This window comes from Pseudovibrio denitrificans JCM 12308 (assembly GCF_001310815.1).
Taxonomy (GTDB): domain Bacteria; phylum Pseudomonadota; class Alphaproteobacteria; order Rhizobiales; family Stappiaceae; genus Pseudovibrio; species Pseudovibrio denitrificans.
On record NZ_BAZK01000003.1, the window covers coordinates 70,788 to 96,604 of the forward strand.

The following is a 25,817-nucleotide window of genomic DNA, read 5'->3' on the forward strand; positions in this document are numbered from 1 at the left end:
CCTTTGTGTCTCGTAGAGAACAGTTTCTGCCCACATTCCCGTTCATAGTGATCAATAGAACTTCCTGCCTCAAAAGCGGGGAGCTCTTAGGAGAATGTTCGACATTTTTCGCTATCATAGAAACAAAACGATGGGATGGTCAGTCTTGCAGAATATGACACCTCAAACACTCATGAATAAGATTGCATCGGATGGCGGCATGGATACTCTCGTCTTCAACAAAGACGGCGAGTGTACGATGAACGCTGACGATATCGAGATCCACATGCGGGCCTGCGATAAGCGCCTGAAGATGATGGCCTATCTCTCAGAAGATACAGAAGTTCCGCAGCATCTCATGGTCCAAATGCTGCACGAAAACCATACTGCCAAGAACCGTTTTACCTTTATCCGTGTTGCCCTCGGCCAACCTGCCGTCGTGTCCTGCATCGCTCTGGATGAGCTTGATGCCACTGAGCTTCAGCTGTTTATGGCCGAGTTCAAAGAAGTCGTACGCGCGTGGAAGCCAAAGTTTGCCCCTGCCTCCCAGCGCCAGTGTGAGCGTAAGATGAAACGTGATGGCATTCGCCATACGCAAGAAAGCGCCCAGGCCAAGCTGGAACTGCACTAGCCGTTACATAAACGAGCGATCCATCCCCCACCGAAAAAGAAAAGGGCAGAAAACTGCCCTTCGATGGATCAATCCAGCTTTGCCAGCCAGCCCTGAATATCTGAGATGACTTGCGGAACCATACTTTCGCCCGCAGCGCTCTTAAAAGAATGCGTCATGTCAGCATAGGATTTGTAAGTGACGTTGGTCTTACCCAATTCATCCAGCTTCGCAATCTGCTCCTCAACAGCTTCAGGAGAGACACTCTGATCCTGCCCACCCTGCACAATCAGAATAGGAGTGTCGACCTGCGCGAGGATCTCCAGTTGATCTGATTTCAGCATGTTGTTCCACCAGTTATAGCCATGCCCACTCATGTTGAGTTCAAACGGCTCACTGGATGTCACCTGTTGCGCAAACCCTTTGAAACCTGCGGAAGCTTCTTTGAACGCTTCTTCAGGCATGCCGCTGGATTTCATGTTGTGCAGGATGTCATCAATGAAGTGACGCCCGCCACCATTCAGCGCAATACTCGCAGTCACGAAATCAGCCTTCGCAGCAATCATGTTGGCAACCACCGCGCCTTCACTGCCACCAAGCAAAATCACGCGCTCGTAAATGCCGCCTTCCTTCAACTGACTGATCACCTTGATGTAATCCGCAGTCCGGCGTTCCGGCGAGTCATTCTCAATATAAGCCGCTGGGCAATCCGCGCGCTCATCATTCCGGTCCCAGGAAAGGTTGGAGGTGATGCCGTACTTCTCAACCGTCAGCACATCCGCTTCCGGCAGAACCTGCGAGAACTCCTCGTTGATCAGCTTGTTATTAGCCACGCTGTTACAATCAGAGCCCTGAATAAGCACAAGAAGATCTGTCGCGTTCTTCGGGCTTTGTGACTTCAGATAGATTTCAATCTCGCTACCATCTTTGCGAACCAGATAAAGACCGGACGCAGCAGCGGCCTGAGCGCTGAGAAGAACCGAACACCCCACAACAACTTTAAGCAATGTAGATTTCATAAAATCCCCCAATGGCAAGCACATAGGCGCCCAAAGCAGCACAGAAAGGCGTATCCTCCTGAAACTCACTCGCCAAAGTGATCTCAGAAGTTGGCGTGTTTGCCGTAAATTGATACTAGAAACACCGATGCGGTGCGCGAAAAAGTGTGTTGCAATCATAAGGCGAGAATGTGGCGCGAAAAAATATATTATCGCAGGATTAGGCAAGCTAGCTGAAGCTATCTAATTCATTGCAAATAAACATATTTTAGTATAATCTAAATAATGTAGCGAAGGTCAGCTGCAGCATCATAAAGGAGCGTAAAACATGCCGGAAACCCTATCTCTCCCGGCCCCTCAATTGGTTGCTCCACGTGAAGAGTTGTACTTCTATCACGTCAACTCCTTGAAGATACAAGAACACCCAACCGCGTTTGAGGTCTACAACGCCCTGTTCAGCAAACGCTCTGCATGGCTTGGCGCTGCATTTTGGGTGAGGGACCAGATCTCAGCCTTGGCAGGCGTTGCCAAAATCAAAGGCTTTGAGGGCAAACGAAAGACCACGCTTCCAGAAGTCGGTGAGAAGCTCGATTTCTTTCTGGTTGAGCACATTGAGGACCGCGAACTGGTGCTCACCTCAAGAGATAAACATCTCTCGGTCATGACCACGTTCAGCGTCGATGCAATTTCTGAAGGTGCGTTGGTGCGCATAACCTCTTCCGTCATCACACACAACTGGTTCGGCAAACTCTACATGCTGCCAGTCGGTCCGGCTCACAAGTTCATTGCGTGGAACATGCTACGTAACGTAAGTTCTAATTTCTCCGCTTCAAAGTAAAACGCTTAATCAGGATGTATATAGGTTTATGGTTCGAGTCTTCGCGGCGAATCTTTATTTATAAATATAGCCTTGCATCGGTTGTTTGTTGCTCTGGTTAATCATTTTACTGATATTTTCGATGTTTATTTTCTAAAGAATATGCGAAATAACTAAAATTTTTTACCTGATTAACATCTCGACCTTATTTCCGGAAAACAAATTTCTGAACAAGGCTCTATCAGGAATGCAATGAGCACACGTTTTGGAATGCTGCCCGCATGCATGGAATCGGCCTCTTATCGTTAACTAGCCGTAAATAAACACGGGAAAATGCTTAGTTAGATTTCAGCGGACCAAATTATCATGTTTGCATATTTAGCTAAGCTCAAAATTGTTCATACCATCACACTGCTTTCAATTATTCCAAGCATTGCAGCACTCGTTTTTCTCTATCAGCTTATCAAGGTCGACACTGAAGATGAGCAGAAACTGGCTGCCCTCTCGCAGCTCACGCGCCTTTCTGTCAAAATCGGCAGTCTGGTGCATGAGCAGCAGAAAGAACGTGGCGCCACAGCGTTGTTCCTTGCCAGCAAAGGTCAGCAGTTTGAGGCGGACTTGAAGAGCCAGCGCAAGGCAACGGACACTGCCCGCATCGACTACTTGCAGTTCCTTGAGGGCTTTGACCTGTCCATCTATCAGCCAGCATTTGCCGCTGATCTGGAAGGCATCAATGCCGAGCTGCAAAAGACGCCCAGGATGCGCTCCAATGTAGATGCCTTGAATGTGCAGATGGCTGAAGCTGTTGCTTTCTACACCAGACTGAACTCCGAAAAGCTCGACATCATCGGCTCAATGAGTGAGCTCAGCCCCAATGCGGAAATTGTCGACCGCATCGTAAGCTACCACGCCTTCCTGCTGACCAAAGAGCGGGCAGGGCTGGAGCGGGCTGTGGGCGCAGCAGGCTTTGCAAGCAATGCGTTTCCACCTGCCGCCCTGCAAAAGTTCCAACGTCTAATCGTTGAACAGAACGCCTTCACGCACATTTTCCAAACCTACGCCACACCCGAACTTTTCGCAGACTATGAGAAACTGCAGAACGGTGCTGCCAACACCAAGCTGAACACCTATCGCGATATCGCACTGGGCGGCGAGGAAACAGCAAAAGCGCTGGAAGCCATCAGCGGCCCTGAGTGGTTTGAAACCGCCTCCCAAAAGATCAACCAGCTCAAGGCCTTGGAAAACACCATCGCTGCCAGCCTGATTGAAGACACGGAGTTGCTTCAGGCATCCGCCAACGGACGCCTCACCCTGCACATGGGCATTGCTGCTGTAGGCTTCCTGCTGGTGTTCCTGATGTCTTTCATCCTCATCAAGTCCATCCAGCGTTCCTTCGCTAAGATCATAGAAGCCATGGAACAACTCGCCAGCGGCAATCTGAACATCAAACTACCAAAGCCGACGAAGAACGAAGTTGGCCAGATGATCAAGCAGTCTCCGTCTTCCAGGAAAACATGATCCTCGCACGCGATCTGAAGAAGGAGCAGGACACCCAGCACGCCTCTCAGCTCGAGCGTGGCGAGTTCCTTGAAGGCCGCATTGCAGATTTTGAGCAAGCTGTTTCTTATGTGCTTGAAACCATGGGCCGCAACTCGCAGACAATGCAGCTGTCCTCTCAGGAAATGTCGAGCATCTCCGAGCTGACCAGCAATCAATCCAAGGCAGTCGCCTCAGCAGCGGAAGAAGCCTCTCGCAGCGTACAGTCTGTTGCCTCAGCCACAGAGGAGCTGGACTGCTCCGTCGCTGAAATTGGCAACCAGATGCAACACTGCAGAAAAGCAGCGTCCGAAGCGGTGGATCAGGTCCACAGTGCTAACTCAGATGCAGCGGAATTACGCAAAGCAGCGCAGAGTGTGGGAGATGTGGTCAGCATCATCACAGACATCGCCGAGCAAACCAATCTGCTTGCCCTCAACGCCACCATAGAAGCGGCACGGGCAGGTGTGGCAGGAAAGGGCTTTGCGGTGGTCGCAAGTGAGGTGAAGTCACTGGCTGAGCAAACCTCACAAGCCACAGAGCAAATCCGCAATGAGATTGCCGATATCCAGCGCGCCACAGAGGGATCTCTCACCGCAATGGAAGACATCGACAAGATCATCCGCGAGATCGACCAACGCGCCAGTGCCGTCTCCAGCGCCATTAATGAGCAAAAGTTCGCCACTCAGGAAATCGCCAGCAATGTCAGCGAGGTTGCCGGTGGCACTGCTGAGGTCACGGAGAACATCGCCAAGGTCAACGAAGCTGCCATTCAAACTGGCGTCACCTCAAAGCAAGTCCTCATCGCCTCTGAGGAGCTCCGCACGGAAGCAGATCACCTCCGCAACGAAATCGACCAGTTCCTCGGTGATATCAAAGCGGCTTAAGCTCGCCAGATCCCAATAAAACAGCAGTCTGCACACCAATGCAGGCTGCTTTCCCATAGCAGCTTTTATCACCTGCACAGAAACTGCACAAATCTGCACGAGATCTCATCGGTTTTGCCCAACTGCCTGCAAGGGGCATCGGTAGACCGTCGCCTGAGTTCATTCACTTAATGATTTCAGGGGTGAAATTGATGTTATCTAACTCTCGCATTCAGCCGGTGTCGTGGATGCCTGCAATGGGCATTCAGGCCCGGTTTCTTCTCGGTTTGGGCCTATGCTTGCTTGCTGACTATCTGTTCTTTGGTCACCGGGCTGAAATTGGCTTCAGCCTGTTCATTGTAGCTGTTGCCTTTGCGGTCATGCTGCTGGGCGGACACCGGGTGAGCCCACGCCTTGCATGGATTACGATGCTGACGGTGATCATTGGCGTTGTGCCAAGTGTACTCCAGTGGGATTTTCTAAGTGGGCTGATCGCCATCCTCGCTCTGGCCATGTGCACTCTCATCATGAACCAGCGCGTGAATGCCTTTGACTTGAAGATGGTCAAAATACTGCTCATCTTCCTGCGCCGTTGGCCGCTGGGTTTTATCAAAGACATGTTTACGCTCAGCCGCGTCAAACGACGCAAGCGACCATTGTCCAACTACGCCAAACTGGCGTTCACCTGGTTTCTGCCTCTCACCTTGTTTCCAATTTTTCTGTATCTGTTCAGTTCTTCAAATCCTGTCATTGAGCAATGGCTGCTCAGCATCAACCTGGGCAAGCTCTTTGAAAAACTGAACATGGCACGCATCGTGTTCTGGTCCATCACGTTTGCTCTGATCTGGCCGTTCCTGCGCGTAAAATTCAGAAAAAAGCTGAAGAGAAATAAGGCTGCTGAATCCTCGGCCAAAACCCCAGAACAGCAAACTGTTCAAGCCTATCAATCCGTGATGGATGAAATCTTTGGCTACAAAGCTGTTGTCCGCTCGCTCGTGCTCTTCAACGGCCTCTTTGCCCTGCAAACTGTGCTGGATGCCTTCTACCTGTGGGGCTCTCAGGAACTCCCTGCAGGAACCACCTATGCCAACTACGCCCACAAAGGCGTCTACACCCTCATCATTGCCGCTCTGCTTGCTGCAATCTTTGTGCTGTTCGCCAGCCGCTCTGGAGCCTCCACTGCCAAATCCAAATTGGTGAAGGTGCTGCTGCTTGCATGGACCATCCAGACCGCTCTGCTTGTCGCCTCCTGCCTCGCACGCCTCGGCAATTATGTCGGCGTGTACTCAATGACTTATCTACGCCTCTATGCACTGATCTGGGTGATCCTGGTGCTTATCGGCGTACTCAGCATCATTGCCAAACTGGCTTTAGGACGAAACAACGGCTGGCTCGTTCGTGTGAACATGCTGGCAGTTGCGGGGATCCTTTACACGCTCAGCCTCACAAACACAGCTGCATTGATCGCAGATTATAACGTGACCTACGCCGATAACTCCAAGTTTGACCATTGGTACCTGATCAGCTTAGGGCCACAGGCTATCCCGGCCATTGACGCAAAAATCCGAAGTGAGTTGGAGCGTGGTGTTACCGCAAATAACAGCGACTTGCTGGAACTATGGTCATCCCGCCGAAGCATGGCTCGCACCGTGAAGTACAATGCGGATGACTGGCGTCTATGGAGCCTCAGAAATCAGCTGCTGCTCAACTACCTGCAAGAGAACGAAGTCCCGACAAGACCGCAGTCTCCAACAAAACCGCAGGCTCCGACCCAACAGGAAACCCCGGCTAAGTTGCAAACCCCGGCCTCTGACAGTAGAACTCGTTATCGTGAAGATCCGGGCCTCTGAGAATGCAAAATATACTGGTAGTTGACGACGATGCGCACATTCGGGAAGTGATTACCTTCGCGATCGAAAAAGCCAACTACAACACCATCATTGCCGAAAATGGATTTGAGGCTGTTGCCTGCTTTAAGCAGCAGCCGGTGGACCTGATCATTCTGGACATCGGCATGCCGGAGATGGATGGCTTCGAAGTCTGCCGTGAAATCCGCAAACATTCAGAAGTGCCGATCCTGTTCCTGTCCGCCCGTGATGAAGAGATTGACCGTATCCTCGGGCTGGAAATGGGAGGAGACGACTACGTCACCAAACCGTTCAGCCCACGAGAGCTGGTCGCGCGCATCGGCGCAATCCTGAAACGCACCAATGGCCCTAAGATTACAGGAGAGGCCAAACCTTCTCAGCTTCAGGCCGGTGGTGTACAGCTTGATCCTTCCTACCGCTCAGTGGCTTACAATGGTCAGCCCGTGGAGCTGACATCCATCGAGTTCGAGATCCTGAAGCTGTTTCTGGACCGCCCGCGCATGACGTTTTCCCGCGACAGGATCATCGATCTGGCATATCCGCCCAACATCCACGTCTCAGACCGGACAATCGACAGTCACATCCGCAATGTCCGCTCAAAGCTGGCAAATGCAGGGGCGCCGAATCTGATTGAGACAGTGCACGCCGTTGGCTTCAGACTAGCGGCTCAACCGGTTCCATCATGATCGCCACAGCAACAAAAAAGAAGTGGCGCCCAACGCTGGGCCTTGTGGTGGTTGCTGTACTGCTCAGCGTGCTGCTGCTCCCTCTCGCAATCATTCTGTTCTTCCGCATCTTCGAGCATCAGATCTTCCAACAAACGGAAAACGCCCTGATTGCTCAAAGCGCTGTCCTGTCAGCCGTCATGTCGCAAATGGTGGAAGAGCAGGAGGAGATCAGCCTAGATGACCTCGTGAGTGCTGAGCGCAGCGTGAGCGTGGAGAACGGCCCTTACACGCCGATAGCACCGCGCAACTACCTCTTTTCCGCCAAAACCTACCCACGCCGCGCAAAGGCTCGCGAAGCCGCTGAAGCATCCAGTGAGGTGATGCTGAACATCGGCAGTCGCCTGTCTCCGCTACTGATGGAAACACAGAAGGTCACTCTGGCCGGCTTTCGTATACTGGACCATAGAGCAACGTCATCGCTGGGCGCAGCGAAGTCGGCCTCTCCCTAAGCCACGTGGAAGAAGTGCAAACGGCGCTCTCTGGCCAATACCGCAGCGTCCTGCGCGAGCGCATTTCGGACGAACCGGCGCCAGCGTTGACCTCACTAAGCCGCGGAACATCAACGCGCATCTTCTCTGCAATGCCGGTTCTGGTGCAGGGCAAGGTGGTTGGAGTGATCTATGCCTCCCGCACCCCCAGCAACACCATGCGCCAGCTCTTCAAGCAATGGCAGATCGTGGCAATCGCCGCTGCCTTCACATTGCTTGTGACAACCGCCATCGGTTTTGTGTTCCTGCGTGTCATCACCAAACCAATTTACGAGTTGATCGACCGCACCCAGCGGATCAGCAGCGGTGACACACAGGCAATCGCTCCCTTGAAGCACAACGGCACGCGTGAGTTTGCATCACTGGCTGATAGTTTCCTCGCCATGGCCCGGAAAATCTCGGAGCGGGCAGACTACATCTCCACCTTCGCCTCTCACGCAGCACATGAGCTGAAATCGCCGGTCACAGCCACCAAAGGAGCAGTCGAACTCCTGCTGGAATCCGGGGACGACATGTCAAAGGACCAGCGCACCAGATTCCTGAACAACATTTTGCAGGATTCCAACCGCCTGTCCGCACTGCTGGACCGCCTGCGCCATCTGGCCCGGGCAGATAACCCAATATCCGCAGGAACTTTGCGCCTTGGAGACCTGCTCGATCATCTGCAAGGCCACTATGAGCAGTTGGCAATCGAGGTTGCCTGCGAGAGAGATCAGACCCTGCCAATCACGCTGGAAAATGCGGAGATCATCTTCTCCAACCTGCTGGAAAATGCAGTGAACCACGGGGCGAGCAAGCTCACTATCAAAGTCGAGGAAACACCAGAAACCCTGCTGTTTTACACCTGCGACAATGGCAGCGGCATTTCTGAGGGCAATGCAGGGAAGATCTTCGACCTGTTCTTCACCACCAAGCGGGCAGAAGGTGGCACAGGCATGGGCCTTGGCATCGTGCAATCCATGGTCAAATCACACTACGGTACCGTGTCATATCTGCCAGATAGAGCGGAAACCACATTCCTGGTTGAGCTGCCAAAGGCCACGGCAAACTCGGGATAAAACCGAATCTCTCAGCAGTCGGGCACTGCTTCGCGCGCTGCGCTTACCTCAAAAAATCTTTCCCTGCTGTTCTTTATAGAACAGCTCATTTCATTGAAACGCGCAACACTCGTTGAATGCAGCTGGAAAAACAAAGCTGCTTCGCCAACTGCGGTATTGCAGCACTGCATTTGGCTGAAAAAAGGTGAGCGTCACCACTTCGGTCAGACAGCATATCCACCGAGTGGGCAAACCTCCCGAGGTCCTTGAAGTTGCCTCAACACAACAACACTTCAAGGGCATATAGCCGACCTGCGAACTCTGCCAAAACCGCGGGTCGGCTCCCCTAAATCAGTTTGAAGGTTCTAGCTGGAAACCGGCAAACTGAGAAAGCGGTAGCACCCCCACAAGCTGACCCTGTGGGGGATGCTATTCAAAGGGGCTAGTAATCACCCTTCAGGATACGGTTATCTGCCTGCACACGCTTGATCATCTTGGAAAAGCTTTTTGTACGAGAGCGGGATTGCGCAACAGTCTCGCTGTTGTACAGCTCTTCCCGTGCCAGCTTCTTCCAGCGTTTAAGCCGTGATGGATCCAGTTCCCCTTCTTCAATCGCAGCCTGAATGGCACAGCCCGGCTCGCTCTCATGATTGCAGTCGGAAAAACGGCAGTGCTCTGCAAGATCAACCAGATCCTGAAACACCGCAGCAACACCATCGGACACATCATAGAGCCTTAAAGCACGCATGCCCGGTGTATCCATCAACCAGCGCCCATCGCCAACAGGATAGAGGCAGCGAGCCGTCGTAGTATGCCGGCCTTTCGCATCATCCTCGCGAATGCCAGCAGTCTTGGCGGAAGAACCGCTGAGGCTGTTGAGGATTGTTGACTTGCCAACACCGGAAGAGCCCACCAATGCTGCAGTTTGCCCAGCCTTCCACCAGTCAAACAGCGGAGCATCTGCTTCGGATCGCGGGTATCAAGCGCGATCACCGGCAGCAGCGGATCAATCTTCTGCACTTCAGCCTCGAAGGCATAGGTGTCATCCACCAGATCAGCTTTCGTCAGCAGAACGACAGGCTGAATGCCAGCCCGTTGAGCCACGGCCAGATAACGCTCTAGTCGCGCGATGTTGAAGTCTTTGTTGCAGGAGGTGGTGATAAACAACACGTCCAGATTGGCTGCAATCAGCTGCGCACGGGCATCTTCACCCGCCGCGCGTCGTTCCACGAGTGTAAGCCGGTCCAGTGCACGAACAACTTGAGCGTGGGCGTCATAAACCACCCAGTCGCCAACCGCATAATCGCCGGTTGAACCATGGCCGGGAACGCTCAGGGTGAACTCCCCCTGATGACCGATGCCAATCATCTGGTTTCGATGAACCTGCGTCACGCGGGCAACAGGAAGGGTCTGCAGCTCATCATCCTGAAGCTGCATCATAAAATGAGTGGACCAACCCAGCTCAATCAATTTATGGGACATTTATCTGCCTGAAATAGAACAGCACCATAGGGTCGCCGTAGCTAACGCATACGGACCCCAAAGTGGGTCAGGCAGGTAAGGCGTGTTGCCTATTTAAACGAACCTGCCTGAAGCACCTTTATCACAATCATAATGCACCTCCTTTGGTTACGTTTCGGATCATCACGCTCATGCGCAACGGAAATGAGCTTAGCGAGACGAGGGAGGTTTGGCAAGCCGGATTACCGCGCGGCATAAAGCCTAGGAATGCGATTTGGCTTCAATCGCCAAATGGATCATCTTCGCCACATCCAGCACCTTGTCATCCAAAGCCTGCTCAACGAGTTTGACGTCCACCGCCATGTCCGTCAGCTCACCAAAATCGTTGGTGTAAGGATTGTTCTTGTAGTCCCGGCTGATCACGAAGGCACACGGCGCTCCAAGCTTCAGTTCGCAAACCTTCTTTTTCTTTTTCAGACTGATGAAGAATCCGTGCCCCCAGTCATCAGTGAAGGGAAACACAATCTGCCCTCGCAGCTTGGTATTGCGATAGAGCTCAGCAGGTACTGTAGTGGTGCCATAGCAAAGATAGGTCCGGTCCAACGCAGCACCGTCATACACCGCATGCACGTTGTTGATGTCTGCAAGGTTCTCGTGGCACTTGTCATGCAGCTTCTCATGGGGCTCGTCGAAGTAAACAGAGCCCTCCGGCCCAACTACATGAGCGATAACAGCGGTGAAGTACCCGAGACCAGAACCTGACTCAAAAACGCTCATCCCCGGTTTGAGACCCGACCAGTTAAAAATCTGTGCCCAGAGCGAAGGCTGCCCGGTGTTAATGGAAGCCTCATGCACCAGCTCCACCAGCATATCCTGATAGAGGTCTGCAGCATCTTGCAAAATGGCGCGCCGTCCATAGCCAGGCGTGGTGATGGCCACCTTCCAGGGAGGGGGGAACAGAAAGTCTTCTTTACGGATATTGGCAAACGCATCCATCAGCAATGCGCGGTTCCCACCACGCAGGTTGTAGCAAACTTCTTGTGCGTATGCGTTTTCAGACATCGCAGAAAAACCGCTGCCTCAGGAAAGGAGATTGAGCATGTCTCATTTGGCCAGATACAACCAAATGCAAGGGTTCCACTCAAATCAATTGTTAGAGCGCGACACGTGAAGGCCACGAACTCCGGGACAGACTAACTTTTCCCAAGAGCAATTGAAGACCAGTTGAAATGAGGGGCCAAACTTTAACTGAGCCTCATTGCGCGGAGCTGTTGGCGCCAGGACCGTCTTTTTTTTGATTTTGGCGTGCGCCAGATCATCACCAGCGCATACAACGCAAACGGCAAATAGCCAGCCTTGGGCAGCCACGGATAGGTAGCGACCAATACTTTAAGCTTTTCCGGCGTGACCAGATAAATGATCAGTATCCAATACAGAACAACGGCGCCCCAGATGCTGATGTAACGCATCAGGAAGCCAAACAAGCTGAGGCGTCTGGGCCACAAAAAGGCAGTGAGAATAAGGTATCCGCCAAGATGGATAGAGTTGCTGGCGAAGCTATCCTGAGCAGTGGCGTCAAACAGTCTGCTCACATACGGATAGGAGAGATAGAAGACAACAAAGCTGAGATACTTGCGTAAAAGACCAAAGCGCGTCAGCGGTATCAAATCTGGATCAAAGAGCTCCTGCTCTGAATGTTTATTGCTGTATTTCTTGTAAAAGCTGATGGCTTTGTTTTGCATAAGTGCGCCGTGCATAAAACGATTTCTCGTTTATTCGCATAGAGATACCTCCAGCGCAACCTGACGTCCACAGAGATCACGCAGCAGAGCTGTTCGCCTCATCCTTCGCTGATGGTGCTCGCCAGATCATGATGCCAGCATAGATGGCTGGGGGTAGATAAACTGTATGAATGATCCACGGGAAGGGCTGCAAAAAGGCGGCAAACTGCTCGGTGGTCACTGTGTATGCAATCGGCAAGAAGATCACCGCGCTGTACACCGCCGCAAAAAGAACGACCCCAAGATAGCGACCAATGAGCTCCAGCGCTTTCACCTCTCGTGGCCAGATGAAAACAGCAGCCACAACAAGCACGCATGCAACGACATAGTTGAAGATCAACAAATCCCGCATGCTGGTGGCATAGCCACTCAAAAGGAAAGTGGAGGAGATGTAGAACAGCAGATAGCTCAGATACTTGCGCGTGACCCCAAGACGCGTCAGAGGCTTCGGAGTTTTCTTGTACGGATCCTTGCCATGATACTTTTTGTAGTATTTCCGATAGAAATTGGCATCTTTGATCCGCATATCAGCCCCGTGCAACATCAGAATAAAGCGTATGTTGCACAGACCTGATCGAGGTGCAAATGCAGTTATAAGCACTACGGTTTCTGATAGAAATAAGAAGCGCAAAAGCCAGGTTGGCTTTCTAGCTTAGCAGCGCTGTGAGGTGCTTCGTTACCATCAAAGACATCAATCTCCAACTCCTCCTTACCTCGATAGTTCAGCACGACGTACCCCACTTCTGTATGTGGCAAGCAAAATGTATTGTCGCGAAGTAGCTTGAGATCATTTGCATGAGTAAAGCGATAAAGATTAGGGACGTCACCTTTCACCGCTTCCAGCGGTAAAACACTACCAGTGCTCATGGTAATGGCGGTAGGAGATAACTCGATGTCGCCAGTAATGCTCATCGCGGTGTTACTCACTGCGATCCACTTCTCACCAGCATCTTCAGCAAAAGCGAGTGGGCTCACCAGAAGGGAGAACCCCAAACACACAGAAGCAAAGCCTGCACCCTTGTTCAATCGTGCCATGCTGAGAGCTCCTATGACTTGTTGTAGGTAAACGAGCCGCAGAAACCAGCTTGTTGGTCCACGCCCTTGCCCGCAACAGGTGGCACATCTCCGCCGAAGACGTCAATCACGAGAAAATCTGGCTGGGATCGATCAATGACCATGAAGCCTTTATCGACGCCCTTTTCGCAGAAGTATTTGCCTTCGGGCAGATTGAGCGAGGTGGCACCGCTGAAGGAAAATAGGTTCGGCGTATAACCCTCAACGCCGGTAATCGTCAGAACACCAGCATTACCCATCTCGATTGTACCGGGAGCCAGAATGATGTCTCCGGTGATTTGCTCAGCAGAATAGCTGTAAGCGTGCCAGTCTTCAGGGCCAGCAATCTCCGGCTCTTCGTCCTGGGCAAGGGAGCCAACAGGTGTCATCAAAAGGGCAGCAATGCCCAGTGCGCCAGCAATATTCAAAAATCTTGGATGCCGCATTTTTAAGTCTCTTGAGGCCTCTATCTTTTGACTGCGGCAATCCTAGGTGGCGAAACTAAACATCTTCCTAGATCGAAATGTCGAATTGCAGGCAAAACAAAAGCCACGCTGGAACCCAGCGTGGCTTTGTCAAAGTACCGACGGTTGGCCGGAAACTTAAAATTCTTAGTTTGGCTTTGCTTCGCCATTGTCGCCAGCAGGTGCCTGCTGTGCTGCTGCAGCCTGTGCCAGGTTCTGGCGGTACAGAGCAGCAAAGTCGATTGGATCGAGCAGCAGTGGAGGGAAGCCGCCATTGCGTGTGGTGTCTGCAAGAATGTTGCGAGCAAACGGGAACAGCATGCGTGGGCACTCGATCAGGATGAACGGGTGCATATGCTCCTGAGGAACACCGGTGATCTGGAATACGCCACCGTAAACGAGTTCAACAGCAAACAGAACCTGCTCAGGAGTGTTCGCTTTTGCGTTCAGGGTAATAATTACTTCGAACTGGTCTTCGCCAATTGGGTTTGCACCAACGTTTACGTTGATGTCCAGCTTAGGCTGCTCACCTGGCTGAAGAGACTTCGGAGAATTTGGGTTTTCAAAGGACAGATCTTTAATGTACTGAGCCAGGATGTTCATACCTGGAGCAGCTGCTTCACCCTGTTCGCCAGCAGTATTAGCTTCACTCATATCGTTTTTCCCGTGTCGCAATAACAATCACTGGTACAACTCACTGTCACTCTTAAGTGTTTGTTTGCCGTACCTGCGCAACTAGATGGTTGGCTAGCATGCCCCAGAGGCGGATACAAGGCTATGCTAACATTTCAGCGGCAAAACAGCATAGTTCTGCCACATAACCCATTGGCAAGTGGATCACCTGTGATTTATGAAGGGCTTTTATGACGTATTGGAGCAAGATTAAATGATAAGCACACCGGAAGGACAGCCGCGACTGTTAGACCCGCAGATCAAGCTGGATACGCTTGTCCGTCTGCGTTGGTTGGCGGTAGCCGGACAAACTGTCTCTCTGTTGGTTGTGCACTACTTGCTCAACTTCCCGCTGCCAATTGGGTACAGTTACGTTCTGGTCGCCGCCTCGGCTTGGCTCAATGTCATCCTGAAAATACGCTGGCCATCCAGCACGCGCATCTCCAAAAACGCAGCAGCGGCGCAGCTGGCCTACGATATCATCCAGCTCGGCGGCCTGTTCTACCTCACCGGTGGACTGGGCAACCCGTTCTGTTTCCTCATTCTGGCACCTGTTGTGGTCTCCGCGACCGCGCTGTCCTCCCGCAACACCATCATCCTTGGCGCGCTGGCTGGCGCAGTGGTAACGCTGCTCACCGCCTTCCATATGCCGCTGCCTTGGTACGATGGCACCCAGATCGATCTGCCACCGCTGTACCTCGTCGGCGTCTGGTTCTCGCTCATGTGCTCCATGTTCTTCATGGCCACATACTCCCTGCGCGTCGCAGAAGAAGCGCGGCAGCTCTCCAACGCGCTGGCCGCCAGTGACATGGTTCTGGCGCACCAGAAGCACCTGTCCGCGCTGGATGGCCTTGCAACGGCCGCTGCGCACGAACTGGGCACTCCGCTGGGCACGATCTACCTGACCGCAAAAGAGCTCTCCACGGAGTTTGAGAAAGGCGACCCACTACGCGAAGATGCTGAGCTGGTTTATTCTCAGGCTGCCCGCTGCCGTGAGATCCTGAAGAAGCTCACCAGCCTCTCCAGTGATGCCGATCAGGTGTTCCAGCGCATGCCGATCTCCCTGCTGCTCTCCGACGTCTCAGAGCCTCACAGAGGCCTAGGTATCGAAATCAAGGTCAACGCAGAAGGCACCGGACCAGAGCCAGTGGGTGTCCGCGATGCGGCCATTAGCTACGGCCTCGGCAACCTGCTGGAAAACGCAGTAGACTTCGCGGAAACCACGGTTCTCTTTGAGGCTAAGTGGGATGAGAAGTTCGTTGAAATCTTTATCGTAGACGACGGCCCAGGCTTCGCACCGGAAGTTCTCGCTCGCATGGGTGAGCCTTACGTCTCCAAACGCTCAGCGCCTGCAATCTCAGAGGACGGGGAAGAAGAGTTTATAGATGACGGCGAGCGCCAGTCCGGCGGTGGCCTTGGCCTCGGCTTCTTCATCGCCAAAACATTGCTGGAGCGCTCAGGCGGAAGAGTGAATTTTCATAATCGAAAAGATCCGGAGCACGGTGCTTTGGTCCATATTCGCTGGCTGCGTGAAACCATGGATCAGGGAGCGCAAACTCCAGAATCCTGAGAGTAAATCTCTAGGTATCCTAGTAAAAATACTTTAGCGAAATCTGGCTATAAAAGCCGTTGGGAACTTCCCTTAACTGAAAAATATACTAAAGTGGCCTGTGAATACCGTAGATTAATCGGACCTGCAAAATGACAGAACCAGAAGTTGCACCTCTTGGACGCCTTCTAATCGTTGATGATGATCGTGCTTTCCAGCAGCGCTTGGAACGTGCGATGCAGAAACGGGGTTTCCACACGGAAACCGCAGATGGTGTTAGAGAAGCGCTGAGTAAAGTTGCAGCACAGGCACCTGATTATGCTGTCGTAGACATGCGCCTTGAAGATGGCAGCGGTCTGGACGTGGTTGAAGCCATCCGCATGAAAAAGCCGGACGCGCGCGCAATCATCCTGACCGGCTATGGCAACATCGCAACCGCTGTAACCGCCGTAAAACTTGGCGCGATTGACTATCTCGCGAAACCAGCTGATGCCGATGATATTCTGGCAGCGCTGACCCGCCGTCCAAACGATAAAGCTCCGCCACCAGAAAACCCAATGTCCGCTGACCGGGTTCGTTGGGAGCATATCCAGCGCGTTTACGAACTGTGTGACCGCAACGTTTCAGAGACAGCCCGTCGCCTGAATATGCACCGCAGAACACTCCAGCGCATCCTGGCAAAGCGCGCACCGCGCTAACCTGGAACTTACTGCTAAAAACACAAAAGCGCGGCCCAAACCGCGCTTTAATTTTGTCTGCATTCAGGAAGCTGAGAGAGGCTTTAGCTCTTCTCTTCGCTCTCAAGGCTGTGCTTATGGATCAGCGGCAGCTGCATCATGGTGAAGACCATGGTGATTGGCATGAAGCCAAAGACCTTGAAGTCCACCCAGAAGTCCGTTGAGAAGTTGCGCCAGACAAACTCGTTGATCAGCGCCAGTACAAAGAAGAACACACCCCAGCGCATGGTCAGCTTCCGCCAGCCTTCCGCATCCAGCTTAAAGGCGCTGTCAAACACATAACCCAGCAGCGACTTACCAAAGAACAAGCCACCCAACAGGATGGAGCCAAACAGGGTATTAACGATGGTTGGCTTGAGCTTGATGAACAGCTCGTCCTGCAGATACAGCGTCAACGCACCAAATACGAGCACCACTACACCAGAAACCAGCGGCATCACCGGCAGATGGCGGGTGAGAATGTAGGAAACGGTAAGGGAGATGGAGATCGCAACCATAAAGGCAGCTGTCGCAATAAAGATCGGTTGCCCGAGAGAACCCAGCGCAGGGAACATCTCTGCAAGCTGTTCGCCTCTGGAGTTGGCGATGAAGAAAACGCCCAATGGACCGAGCTCTAGGGCCAGCTTCAAGAGTGGAGAAGGTTCCTGGCGCTCAGTGGTTTGCGTAGAGCGTTCTGAATTCATCTGCAAAGGCTTCCTTTTGTTGCTTTTCTCCCGACCTGAGAGATTTAAGCAGCAATTTTGCTATTAAAAGGGCAATTAAGAGTGAAATTGCAAAATCGTCAAGTTTAATGGCACCGATTGGGCCGTTTTGCGCCCCGAAAGCCTTAATTATGCGTTCAACTCGTTGTGTGAGTGATGAACGTTGCTACCTCAAATATCAATACGAAACTTAGCCCCAGACTGTGGTCGCTTCTTAAAGCCGTAAGAGAGGTAGACAGCCTGCGCAGCAGTGTTCCTTCGCGATGTTCCTACCATCATATAGCTGCAATTAAGGTCACGTGCTTTAGATATAGCGCCATCTATCAGCTGCTTACCAACACCTCGACCGCGATGTTCCTCCTCAATGAAGAGGTGATGCATGTCGATCCCACGACTGCTCGATTGCAATTGCATAAGTGGACACAGAGCGGCGTAACCAATGATCCGCTCTTCAAACTCTGCAACTACAATGTAAATCCATGGAGGGTCCTCAAATGCATCTCTGGTGAGCGATTGAGCACTGACGTCAGCATCATCGCCATGATGCCGGGCAAGAGCCTTAATCATCAGAAGCAGCGCAGGTATGTCGCCGCGATTGGCGTCTCTTATGTTGATCTGTAAGCACTCGAGCATGGTCATTTCATGAAGTTCCTGCTCCACCACAACAGGCAAAGAAAACACCGCGCACTGGCGATATCATTGTTCAAACAACATGCATCGCTCTAATTAAGGAGGGCAACATTCATTACGACCAATGAGATGAAAAAATATCGTTCTGTCTTATACGCTTTTCATCCTCTGCGATTGATGTCTTATTGTTATCTATGATGCCTTGGACAAAATCTTTGTATCTGCCGTGAGCTCCTGATAGCTCTCGCTCCCATTTGGCGATCTCTCTTTTACGCTCGGCGATGTTCTGTCTTATACGTTTGTTATCTTCTTCATAGTTTTCGTGATATCGTCTCTTACCCTCCGCAAGGTGCTCCTCCAGCTCAGCGTTCAGTTCCAGCTCAGCTTCTTTACTCCTTTGCGCAATACCCTCCAGTCCTTCTTCGCCCAAACTCTGATTGAGCCCGTTTAGCTCCAGAAAATTCTCATAAGAAACTTTGCCTCGAAAGTTTGGGCCGGCAACTCGTGCATTTTCTGCGGATGCGCTGCTAATAGAGCGTTGCTTTGCTGTGATTTCAGAAACCGAAGTACCAAAGACGTTTTCAGAGGACTGTGAGAACCGAGTGTAAGTATCGGTACTCGGTAGAGGATTCTGGCCTACATTACTAATCGACATCAATTAGTTCCTCAAAGCTGACTAATACAATTCAACAAATTCAATCACTTAATTCATGAACCCCGTCAGCCGCTATCCAGAACTTCAATTGAAGAACTCAGTTCAACAATAAGGAACTTCAATGAACTCAACGCAGCTTCGTCGGATTACGAGCCAATATGTGGCGCACATAATAAGAAGCAAAGCACGTGCCAGATGGAGTGCTCCTAAAGATCCATAGTTTGCTCCAAAAACTATGGAATGAACGAGGATCTAGGTATTTTCTGCCGAATGGTAAGAGTAAATCCGGCAGAACCTGCTTATGTTGAGGCTGGCTAACAGAAGCGATAAAACGGCGGAAATACTGGACACACAGAGCTGAGCATGAACTTCCTTCAGCATCAACCACCTACCGCATCGCCGACATAATCCCGGCAATTCTAAACACTAGAATTTCATTTCGTCCGCAACTCCTGAATGAGTTATGCTCTGTGCAGGTGGGAAATCTGGAAACGATAATGTTTAAAGGTCTTTCTAAAATGGCTGTTATTGCAATTCTTCTGGTGGCTCTTGTGGTCGGTGTCACGGTAAAGCTTATCTGGCAAAACTCCAAAGTGCCGGAGTATGTCGGCGTTCATGATGGGCAGTTTGCGCCGCTCCCGAATTCCCCCAATGCGGTCTCCTCTCAAGCACTGGATGCCTCCCGCCATGTAGAGCCGCTGCCCATGCTCGCCACATTTGGCGCAACGCAGGCAGCTCTCACCAACACGCTGGAGGAGATGGGCAAGAACAAGATCAGCAAAGTGGAGGGACCTTACCTCCACGCCGTCTTTACAAGCGCTCAGATGGGCTACAACGACGATGTAGAGCTCTGGATCGATGAGCAGGACCGCGTTGTGCACTACCGCTCCCAGTCCCGTGTCGGCTACAGCGATATGGGCGCTAACCGAGCCCGTTACGACCGTTTCCGCAGCATTTACTCCACCTTTGCAGAAGGTGAGAATTGACTCTGAGGCAACTAACACACCTGTGAGTTTCGCAGAGTCAATATCCCTTTGAAATGACTCATGATTTCACGAGTTAGGGCAGGGCGGAACTGACTCTGCGGGAGATAAACCGCAGAAACCCTGAGACTCACAAATCTGTAAGTTGCCAAAGAGTCTGAGGCAGCTTCAGTTCACCACTCACTTGCAGCAGTGGCTTTGGCATTTGAAGAAGATGAAATTGGGGTTCTTCAGCAGCTTCTCATAATGGACCGGAGATTTTTCCTTCATCTCAGCAGCTGGCATCCCTTCGCGAAGGTCCACAACGCACATCCCGGCACTGGAAAGCCATCCAAATAGCATGGAGAGGGGGCGACGGTAAAAGCTCACCTTCACCGGTACGCCAATGGTGTTCCACTCCTCCGTCACATGCTCTTGGCGCAGATAGCTGCCGCTTGGAGAGCACTGCGCATCAATCAGCGGATGGTGCGTTGAGAACACGAAATAGCCGCCCGGCTTCAGCACCTTGCCAATGTCGGAAAAGAGCTTCCCCAGATCTTCAATGTAATGGATCATCAACGGGCAAATCACGATATCAAACGTGCCCTCCAGCTTATCCGGCAGTCCGTCGGAAAGGTCAGAGGTGTAGCACTTCACATTGTCGTCCAGCTTCTCTTTCACCAGCTTCAGCATCTGCTCAGATTCATCGATGCAGGTCACATCCGCGCCGTGGTCATACAAAAACTGCGCATACACCCCCGGTCCGCAACCCAGATCAAGAACCTTCAGCCCTTGCAGCGGAGGCAACATGCCAAGCAATGTCGGGCGCTCCAAAAGAGCGTTGTAGATGTTCTCCTGAATGGCCTCATCATATTGCTCGGCAAAATCGCTATACAAACGAGATGTCATTCACGTACTCCGCATCAAACACATGTTCCCGAAACAGACCTCTGTTCATCACCTAGGAATATGCGACAAAACCATAATTAAAAGCAGCCGGAACCAACCGGAATAAAAGCAAATTCCCTTCAAAACCGCTTGTTTGCCATGCTGCCAGAGCGGCCTTGTATGAGTCTAACGCGAAAAATCTGTGTCGCGATCACGGCAAGCTCAGGCCAATATCACAACAATTGCGAGATGCCTGAGCCCCTGAAAAACGGCGAGCTAACGCTTTTCCCGCAGTAACCAGATAAAGAAAATGCCGCCCACAAGCCCGGTGATGATGCCAATCGGCATGTCCTCCGGCTTCATCAGCGTGCGCGAAACCACATCCGCCAGCAGCAAAAAGATCGCCCCGAACAAGGCCGAGATCGGGATCAGGCGCCGATAGTCCCCCCACAACAACCGCACAATGTGAGGCACCATCAGCCCCACAAAGCCGATCATGCCAGAAAACGCCACCATCACCCCGGTAATCAGCGCGCTGATGACAAAGGTCTCCAGCCGGAAAGAGGCAACGGAGATACCCAGTGTTGTTGCGGTCTCATCGCCAATGGTCATGGCGTTGAAATGCCCGGCCCGCAGCCACAGCCACGTCCCGCAAAACAGCAGTACCACCAGCGGATAGAGAAGATGCGCCCACTGCGCCAATCCAAGCCCGCCCAGCATCCAGTAAACCACAGTGTGCGTGGCGCGCGGGTCCGCCAGGAAAATCAGAATGTTCGCACCCGCCATCAGCACAAAGCTCACCGCAACACCGGTCAACACCAGCCGGTCTGCGCTGGTCGCACTGGTGAACTTGGCAACACCAATCACGAGCAGTGTCGCCCCAAGAGAACCGAGAAACGCCAGCAATGGCACCGTAAGCAAGCCCAGAAACAACCCCGTATGCAGCAGCGCCAACACCGCCCCAAACGCCCCCCCGGCAGAGATGCCAATCAGATGCGGATCTGCCAACGGGTTGCGGGTCACGGATTGAAGGCAGGCACCGACAATGGAAAGCCCAGCCCCCACCATTATTGCCAGCAGCGCACGGGGCAGGCGGATCTGCCAGAGAATGTTCTCCCGGCCCAAAGACCAACTCGGCTCCACCAATCCCGGCACCAGTTTGTTGACGAGAACCCCCCAGACCGTCTCCATGGATACGGAAACCGCGCCAACGGAGACAGCAAGGCAAACCGAAAGAACCAGCGCAGCCAATCCCACGCAACAGATCTGCAGCATATGAGGAGAACGGCCCACAGGCGGGGCCACGACAACGCCGGTTCCTTCGCTCATTTTAGTTCCCCCAGAACGCAGCAGCGAGCTTCTTGATCGCCTTGATGTTCCGTGGTCCTGGTGTCGCCTCTGCATACTCCAGCGTTACGAACCGGTCATTCTTCACCGCATCCAGCTCCGCAAAGGCTGGGTTGTTGAGCATGAACTCACGCTTCTGCTCGGCAGTCACCTCGCCGTAATTGACGATCACGATCATTTCCGGGTTCGCCTCAACCACAGCCTCCCAGTTCACGCGCGCCCAGCTCTTCTCCAGCGTGTCCAGCACGTTGGTGCCACCGGCCGCTTCAATCATCGCAGTCGGCATCGCATAACGACCCGCAGTGAATGGAGAATCCTCACCGCTGTCATAAACAAACACGCGCAGCGGCGTGTCCGAGGTCTTCAGGCCCGCTTTGAACTGGGTCAGCTCATCACGATAAGACTGCACCAGCGCTTCCGCCCGCGCCTCAACACCAAAAATGCGGCCAAGGTTCAAAAGGTCGTTGTACATATCATCCATGGAAACCTTAGGCTTCTCACCAAGGTGGATGCAGCTCTCAGTCAGCTCGTAGACTTTGATGCCAAACGGCTCCAGTGTCTCTGGCGTCACCTCGCCGCCAACCTTCATGCCGTAGTTCCAGCCCGCGAAGTAGAAGTCCGCATCAGCGCCAATCAGCACTTCCTTGCTTGGATATTTCGGGGAGAGTTCCGGCAACACCGCCACCTTGTCGGTCAGCTCCGCATCCAGCGTTCTCCAGCCAGAAACGCCGGTATAACCCACCATGTTTTCCTGCAGCCCCAGCGCCAGCATCATCTCTGTCAGGTTGGAGTCGTTGGAAACAGCACGCTGCGGCACACCATCAAACTCCACGGTGCGATTACAGCTTTGTACGGAAACCTCTGCCAAGGCAGCCGAAGAAGAAAGCAGCGCAACAGCCAGCGCTAAACCAAAGTTTTTCATGAAAACAGTCCTTATGAGTGAAGATCAAAAGTAAGGAGGGATTGTTGCCGAGCCACCAGCTGATCACGCGTGGTCCGCACCTGAAACGCTTGTGAAACAAGGGCAGGGGAGAGGATCTGCTCTGGAGCCCCAAAACCCAGCATCTGCCCGTGATCCAGCAGCAGGATCTGATCACACACCTGCGCCGCCATGTTCAGGTCGTGCAAACTGGTGATGATCGTTAGATCCAGCTCTTCAATCAGCTTCAGAATTTCCAGCTGATGGCGAATATCCAGATGGTTGGTCGGCTCATCCAAGATGAGCAGCTCCGGCTCCTGCGCTAAAGCCCGTGCCACCATCACCCGCTGACGTTCCCCGCCAGAGAGCGTGCCGAACAACCGCCCGGCCAGCCCATCCAGCTGCAAAGCACGGATCGCACGGTCCACCACCTGCCGGTCATGCTCGCCGGAAGCCGCCAGCCCGTTGCGATAGGGCGTGCGCCCCAGCTCCACAATCTCACGCACCCTGAGAGCAAAATCTGTCGGCTGCTCCTGCAGAACAGCTGCCACCCGCTGCGCTGTTGCCCGAGCAGAAAGAGACCAGATGTCATCGCCACCAATGCAAATCTGCCCGCTCATCGGCTTGTTGAAGCGATAAAGCAGCCGCAGCAGCGTCGATTTCCCAGCCCCGTTCGCCCCCACAACACCAAGGGTTTGCCCCGCCGCCAGCTCAAAGCTCAGCGGTTTCAGAACAAGCGCGCTCTTACGCTCTGGCGCCCAGGAAACCTCGCAAACGGATACAGAAGCCGCGCTCATGACAAAGCATCCTTGAGCCGTTCAGCACCAACCGGGCAGCCTAAGCCATTGAAATGAAAAGAAACAGGATCCAGCATTCAACCACCCCACCTGAGTGAAACGCTACATAATCATAAATGTTACGTTATAACGTTACATCAATTGTCGAATCCTGAAGTAAAAGTCAAGCGCACGTGTGCGCAGACCATCAGCGGCTCGCAAAACGATCCGGGATAAAGTTTAGTTTGTGAGGAAAAAGGTCTCATAACGCCCTCCGCGCTGCAGCGGGGGCAAATAGAAACCGGATATGTGAGAGGCTTGCGCCAATGCAACCATTATGGCCTCCTTCCGGGACGCCCCGCCCGGGTTGAAGTGAAACATAATGGCAGGTCTCCTGACTCGCGGGTCTGTGCTCAGCCAGCCTTCCCGGATCTCTCCAGTGGCACGCTTGGCTTCGCTAACCGCTTACAGTTGCGGGGGCAGTCACGGAATTGGCGCCTGTTGGCTACACCGCACCGTGTTCCCTTTTAATCCCGAGGCCTTTCGCTCCCCAGAAACCATCAGCGCGCATACTGAGTTTTACCGCCTCCAATTGCAAGAGTTTTCGAAACAGACCTGAGACACTGTTGATAGCAGCCACATCCCACCCTCGATGCGGGACCCAATGCCAAGCGTGCAGGCCTAATGCTGATGAGTTTCGAACTCGATCACTTCACAGTTGTTGAGCCGGCATCCGGTGAGCGCGCGAATGAATCTGCCGTGAGTGACGACGGCGGTTGAATGGATTCGTTCGCGCTTAAGATACTCAGCAAATTCATCGGCTCTTTTCTGCAAGATCTCTTGAGGTTCAACTGAAATCCCACCGTGGTCATTCTCCGCCTTATGCCACCAGCACTCATCCAGATGATCAAAATCGAGGTGAGGGAAATCTTGAGCCAACTCGTGAGGAGGCCGTCCGACGTCGCAACTGTGGCAGACCCGCTCTCGCACCAATGAGTTGACCTGAAACGGTCTTTTGTCTCCAAACATCAGGTAGGCGGTTTGCAGGGCTCTGGTGAGCGGCGATACAATGATTCTCTGAATATCAAGCCGGTTGATTACACTCCGGGCTTGCATGATCTGCGCTTCTCCCAGCTCGGTAATCGGCGCATCGAAAATCATGGGGTCGGGCTTTTGCGGATCAAAAACAGCGTTAAAAGCTGATTGCGCATGCCGAATAAGGTAAATCGTCAACTTCAATCTCTTCAAATAATTGGCTTCTCAGCTTTGATCGTAGCGCAGGCCACGCCCTAAGCATGATGCATTTATACGATCCTGTTTAACGTAATCGCGCTTGGAAGCCTAATCTCAGCCACGGGTGTTTCCTTTCTTCTCCCTGTCAGATTTACCAGTTTGACGCCGCCAATGTTTCGCTCCACCGTCATGCATACGGTACGTGAAACTCGTGCTGTGAGCGGGAGGGTGGTGAATACAACACCTTCGTGGGAAGGGAATAAACCCGCCTGCCTTGTATCAGGTTTCTAGCCTCCCGCCCGCCATGAGATGCAACCCTCGCTCTCTCGTACCCCTACCGTCATCCCGCACAAGCAAAGTGCGATGCGGGATCCAGAGCCATGAGCATAGCTCAAACCACAGCTCAACCGCCTCACCAAACACGCGCAAACTCAGCCATCCACATCCCTGTAAAAACTGTCAGTTTGACAACCTGTGGTTTTCATTCCACATTCATACATGAGGCGTCGAAACCTCCTTTAAGACAGCGGTTACCGCTCCCGTCACTGGCGGATTTTTTGTGCCTGCTTTATAGGTAGCGCGCAAACCCTTTGCTATGAGCGGGAGGGCGGTGAATACAACACCTCCTTCGGGGGGGAATAAACTCGCCTGTCTGTCTTACAGGTTTCGAACCTCCCGCTCGCCAGCGGGCCGTCGAAAGCCTTGCTGTCCTGTGGTTGTTCAACACCCTAAAGACAGAGGGATTGAGAATGAACGACTCCGCATGCGCATGTAGCGCCACAAATACTTTCCAAAATGAAATTGATGAAGTCATCGTCGCTGTCTCGGATCTGCAAAACCTCTCGTATATTCAGCACCTTGTGCTGACGGAGAGAATGCAGCACTCCAGCGAGCGCGATGCCCTGTTCACTTTGCATCACGCCTTCCGCGATCGCCTCGAAGCACTGGAAAAAAGCTGCGGAATGTTAGAGCGGGTCGCTCATCCGCAGCCAATAAACACAAAAGTTCCGCTTCCTGATTAAGCCGTACTGCCCTTTGCTCGCGCGCTCAATCCTCAAAGCC

Annotated in this window: 28 protein-coding genes, 1 pseudogene and 1 riboswitch; of the genes and pseudogenes, 12 read left to right on the forward strand and 17 right to left on the reverse strand. The window is 52.7% G+C overall.

The genetic code is table 11. From position 1 onward, the window contains the following. Window positions 1-172: 172 nt before the first annotated feature. Complete coding sequence (locus JCM12308_RS03835) at window positions 173-610, forward strand: type III secretion system chaperone (protein WP_054782917.1); 438 nt, start codon at window positions 173-175, stop codon at window positions 608-610. A gap of 68 nt (window positions 611-678) precedes the next feature. Here JCM12308_RS03835 and JCM12308_RS03840 read toward each other — a convergent pair whose 3' ends face one another. Further along, window positions 679-1,608: an alpha/beta hydrolase family protein gene (locus JCM12308_RS03840; protein ID WP_164845257.1), complete on the reverse strand. Its 930-nt coding sequence runs from the start codon at window positions 1,606-1,608 to the stop codon at window positions 679-681. A gap of 307 nt (window positions 1,609-1,915) precedes the next feature. On the opposite strand from JCM12308_RS03840, the gene JCM12308_RS03845 reads away from it, so the two are divergent. The 7 genes from JCM12308_RS03845 to JCM12308_RS03865 all read left to right on the forward strand — a co-directional run bounded on the left by JCM12308_RS03845 (window position 1,916) and on the right by JCM12308_RS03865 (window position 8,948). Then, the gene (locus tag JCM12308_RS03845) at window positions 1,916-2,425 is read left to right on the forward strand and encodes a DUF2867 domain-containing protein (RefSeq protein ID WP_054782919.1); all 510 of its coding nucleotides are present in this window, start codon (window positions 1,916-1,918) and stop codon (window positions 2,423-2,425) included. A gap of 345 nt (window positions 2,426-2,770) precedes the next feature. Then, a complete protein-coding gene (locus tag JCM12308_RS28935) occupies window positions 2,771-3,922 on the forward strand; it encodes a nitrate- and nitrite sensing domain-containing protein (protein WP_208978231.1) in 1,152 nt (383 codons plus the stop codon). Next, window positions 3,919-4,827, forward strand: coding sequence for a methyl-accepting chemotaxis protein (locus JCM12308_RS28940; RefSeq protein WP_208978232.1), 909 nt, complete (start codon window positions 3,919-3,921; stop codon window positions 4,825-4,827). The genes JCM12308_RS28935 and JCM12308_RS28940 overlap by 4 nt, the downstream gene beginning before the upstream one ends. 191 nt (window positions 4,828-5,018) lie before the next feature. Next, window positions 5,019-6,656: a DUF4153 domain-containing protein gene (locus JCM12308_RS03855; RefSeq protein ID WP_208608915.1), complete on the forward strand. Its 1,638-nt coding sequence runs from the start codon at window positions 5,019-5,021 to the stop codon at window positions 6,654-6,656. 2 nt (window positions 6,657-6,658) lie between these two features. Next, entirely contained in the window at window positions 6,659-7,360 is a 702-nt protein-coding gene (locus tag JCM12308_RS03860; protein ID WP_054782920.1) for a response regulator transcription factor, read from the forward strand. Continuing rightward, window positions 7,357-7,851 (forward strand): hypothetical protein, encoded by a 495-nt coding sequence (locus JCM12308_RS28945; protein ID WP_208978233.1) that lies wholly within the window; start codon window positions 7,357-7,359, stop codon window positions 7,849-7,851. Before JCM12308_RS03860 ends, JCM12308_RS28945 begins: the two co-directional genes overlap by 4 nt. Before the next feature lie 5 nt (window positions 7,852-7,856). Continuing rightward, the gene (locus tag JCM12308_RS03865) at window positions 7,857-8,948 is read left to right on the forward strand and encodes a sensor histidine kinase (RefSeq protein WP_208978234.1); all 1,092 of its coding nucleotides are present in this window, start codon (window positions 7,857-7,859) and stop codon (window positions 8,946-8,948) included. A gap of 421 nt (window positions 8,949-9,369) precedes the next feature. Here JCM12308_RS03865 and rsgA (JCM12308_RS32115) read toward each other — a convergent pair whose 3' ends face one another. The 8 genes and pseudogenes from rsgA (JCM12308_RS32115) to secB form a co-directional block, all read right to left on the reverse strand. Beyond that, window positions 9,370-9,840, reverse strand: coding sequence for a GTPase RsgA (rsgA, locus tag JCM12308_RS32115; protein ID WP_280138356.1), 471 nt, complete (start codon window positions 9,838-9,840; stop codon window positions 9,370-9,372). Between the two features lie 107 nt (window positions 9,841-9,947). Then, a pseudogene (rsgA, locus tag JCM12308_RS32120) lies at window positions 9,948-10,409 on the reverse strand (GTPase RsgA); the annotation flags it as partial. A gap of 240 nt (window positions 10,410-10,649) precedes the next feature. Next, window positions 10,650-11,450 carry a protein-L-isoaspartate O-methyltransferase gene (locus tag JCM12308_RS03875; protein WP_054782921.1) on the reverse strand — a complete coding sequence of 267 codons (801 nt, stop codon included), beginning with the start codon at window positions 11,448-11,450 and terminating at the stop codon, window positions 10,650-10,652. Window positions 11,451-11,632: 182 nt separating this feature from the next. Then, window positions 11,633-12,145, reverse strand: a complete 513-nt coding sequence (locus JCM12308_RS03880; protein ID WP_054782922.1) for a hypothetical protein — start codon at window positions 12,143-12,145, stop codon at window positions 11,633-11,635. A 61-nt stretch (window positions 12,146-12,206) separates the two neighbouring features. Then, window positions 12,207-12,695: a hypothetical protein gene (locus tag JCM12308_RS03885; protein ID WP_054783065.1), complete on the reverse strand. Its 489-nt coding sequence runs from the start codon at window positions 12,693-12,695 to the stop codon at window positions 12,207-12,209. Between the two features lie 74 nt (window positions 12,696-12,769). Next, a complete protein-coding gene (locus JCM12308_RS03890; protein ID WP_054782923.1) occupies window positions 12,770-13,204 on the reverse strand; it encodes a hypothetical protein in 435 nt (144 codons plus the stop codon). A gap of 11 nt (window positions 13,205-13,215) precedes the next feature. Next, window positions 13,216-13,668, reverse strand: coding sequence for a hypothetical protein (locus tag JCM12308_RS03895; RefSeq protein ID WP_014283478.1), 453 nt, complete (start codon window positions 13,666-13,668; stop codon window positions 13,216-13,218). A 165-nt stretch (window positions 13,669-13,833) separates the two neighbouring features. Continuing rightward, window positions 13,834-14,340: a protein-export chaperone SecB gene (gene secB, locus JCM12308_RS03900; protein ID WP_008548640.1), complete on the reverse strand. Its 507-nt coding sequence runs from the start codon at window positions 14,338-14,340 to the stop codon at window positions 13,834-13,836. 232 nt (window positions 14,341-14,572) lie between these two features. On the opposite strand from secB, the gene JCM12308_RS03905 reads away from it, so the two are divergent. Further along, window positions 14,573-15,928 carry an ActS/PrrB/RegB family redox-sensitive histidine kinase gene (locus JCM12308_RS03905; RefSeq protein ID WP_054782924.1) on the forward strand — a complete coding sequence of 452 codons (1,356 nt, stop codon included), beginning with the start codon at window positions 14,573-14,575 and terminating at the stop codon, window positions 15,926-15,928. Between the two features lie 131 nt (window positions 15,929-16,059). After that, window positions 16,060-16,605: an ActR/PrrA/RegA family redox response regulator transcription factor gene (locus tag JCM12308_RS03910; RefSeq protein WP_008548588.1), complete on the forward strand. Its 546-nt coding sequence runs from the start codon at window positions 16,060-16,062 to the stop codon at window positions 16,603-16,605. An 83-nt stretch (window positions 16,606-16,688) separates the two neighbouring features. On the opposite strand, the gene JCM12308_RS03915 is transcribed toward JCM12308_RS03910, so the two are convergent. The 3 genes from JCM12308_RS03915 to JCM12308_RS03925 form a co-directional block, all read right to left on the reverse strand. Next, window positions 16,689-17,327, reverse strand: coding sequence for a septation protein A (locus tag JCM12308_RS03915; protein WP_054782925.1), 639 nt, complete (start codon window positions 17,325-17,327; stop codon window positions 16,689-16,691). 189 nt (window positions 17,328-17,516) lie between these two features. After that, complete coding sequence (locus tag JCM12308_RS03920; RefSeq protein ID WP_164845258.1) at window positions 17,517-18,026, reverse strand: GNAT family N-acetyltransferase; 510 nt, start codon at window positions 18,024-18,026, stop codon at window positions 17,517-17,519. 64 nt (window positions 18,027-18,090) lie between these two features. Beyond that, window positions 18,091-18,630, reverse strand: coding sequence for a hypothetical protein (locus tag JCM12308_RS03925; RefSeq protein WP_054782927.1), 540 nt, complete (start codon window positions 18,628-18,630; stop codon window positions 18,091-18,093). A gap of 518 nt (window positions 18,631-19,148) precedes the next feature. On the opposite strand from JCM12308_RS03925, the gene JCM12308_RS03930 reads away from it, so the two are divergent. Then, a complete protein-coding gene (locus JCM12308_RS03930; protein ID WP_054783066.1) occupies window positions 19,149-19,616 on the forward strand; it encodes a DUF1499 domain-containing protein in 468 nt (155 codons plus the stop codon). A gap of 177 nt (window positions 19,617-19,793) precedes the next feature. Here JCM12308_RS03930 and JCM12308_RS03935 read toward each other — a convergent pair whose 3' ends face one another. The 5 genes from JCM12308_RS03935 to JCM12308_RS03955 form a co-directional block, all read right to left on the reverse strand. Further along, on the reverse strand, window positions 19,794-20,501 hold the full coding sequence (locus JCM12308_RS03935; protein WP_008548669.1) for a class I SAM-dependent DNA methyltransferase: 708 nt from the start codon (window positions 20,499-20,501) through the stop codon (window positions 19,794-19,796). A 255-nt stretch (window positions 20,502-20,756) separates the two neighbouring features. Beyond that, the gene (locus JCM12308_RS03940) at window positions 20,757-21,755 is read right to left on the reverse strand and encodes a FecCD family ABC transporter permease (RefSeq protein ID WP_054783067.1); all 999 of its coding nucleotides are present in this window, start codon (window positions 21,753-21,755) and stop codon (window positions 20,757-20,759) included. A 55-nt stretch (window positions 21,756-21,810) separates the two neighbouring features. Further along, entirely contained in the window at window positions 21,811-22,749 is a 939-nt protein-coding gene (locus tag JCM12308_RS03945) for an ABC transporter substrate-binding protein (protein WP_054782928.1), read from the reverse strand. A gap of 11 nt (window positions 22,750-22,760) precedes the next feature. Further along, window positions 22,761-23,543: an ABC transporter ATP-binding protein gene (locus tag JCM12308_RS03950; protein ID WP_054782929.1), complete on the reverse strand. Its 783-nt coding sequence runs from the start codon at window positions 23,541-23,543 to the stop codon at window positions 22,761-22,763. A gap of 346 nt (window positions 23,544-23,889) precedes the next feature. Then, window positions 23,890-24,099, reverse strand: a riboswitch (cobalamin riboswitch). A gap of 104 nt (window positions 24,100-24,203) precedes the next feature. Next, window positions 24,204-24,755 (reverse strand): histidine phosphatase family protein, encoded by a 552-nt coding sequence (locus tag JCM12308_RS03955; RefSeq protein WP_054783068.1) that lies wholly within the window; start codon window positions 24,753-24,755, stop codon window positions 24,204-24,206. Between the two features lie 749 nt (window positions 24,756-25,504). Here JCM12308_RS03955 and JCM12308_RS03960 point away from each other — a divergent pair. Then, on the forward strand, window positions 25,505-25,777 hold the full coding sequence (locus tag JCM12308_RS03960) for a hypothetical protein (RefSeq protein WP_008548684.1): 273 nt from the start codon (window positions 25,505-25,507) through the stop codon (window positions 25,775-25,777). The last annotated feature ends 40 nt before the right edge of the window (window positions 25,778-25,817 follow it).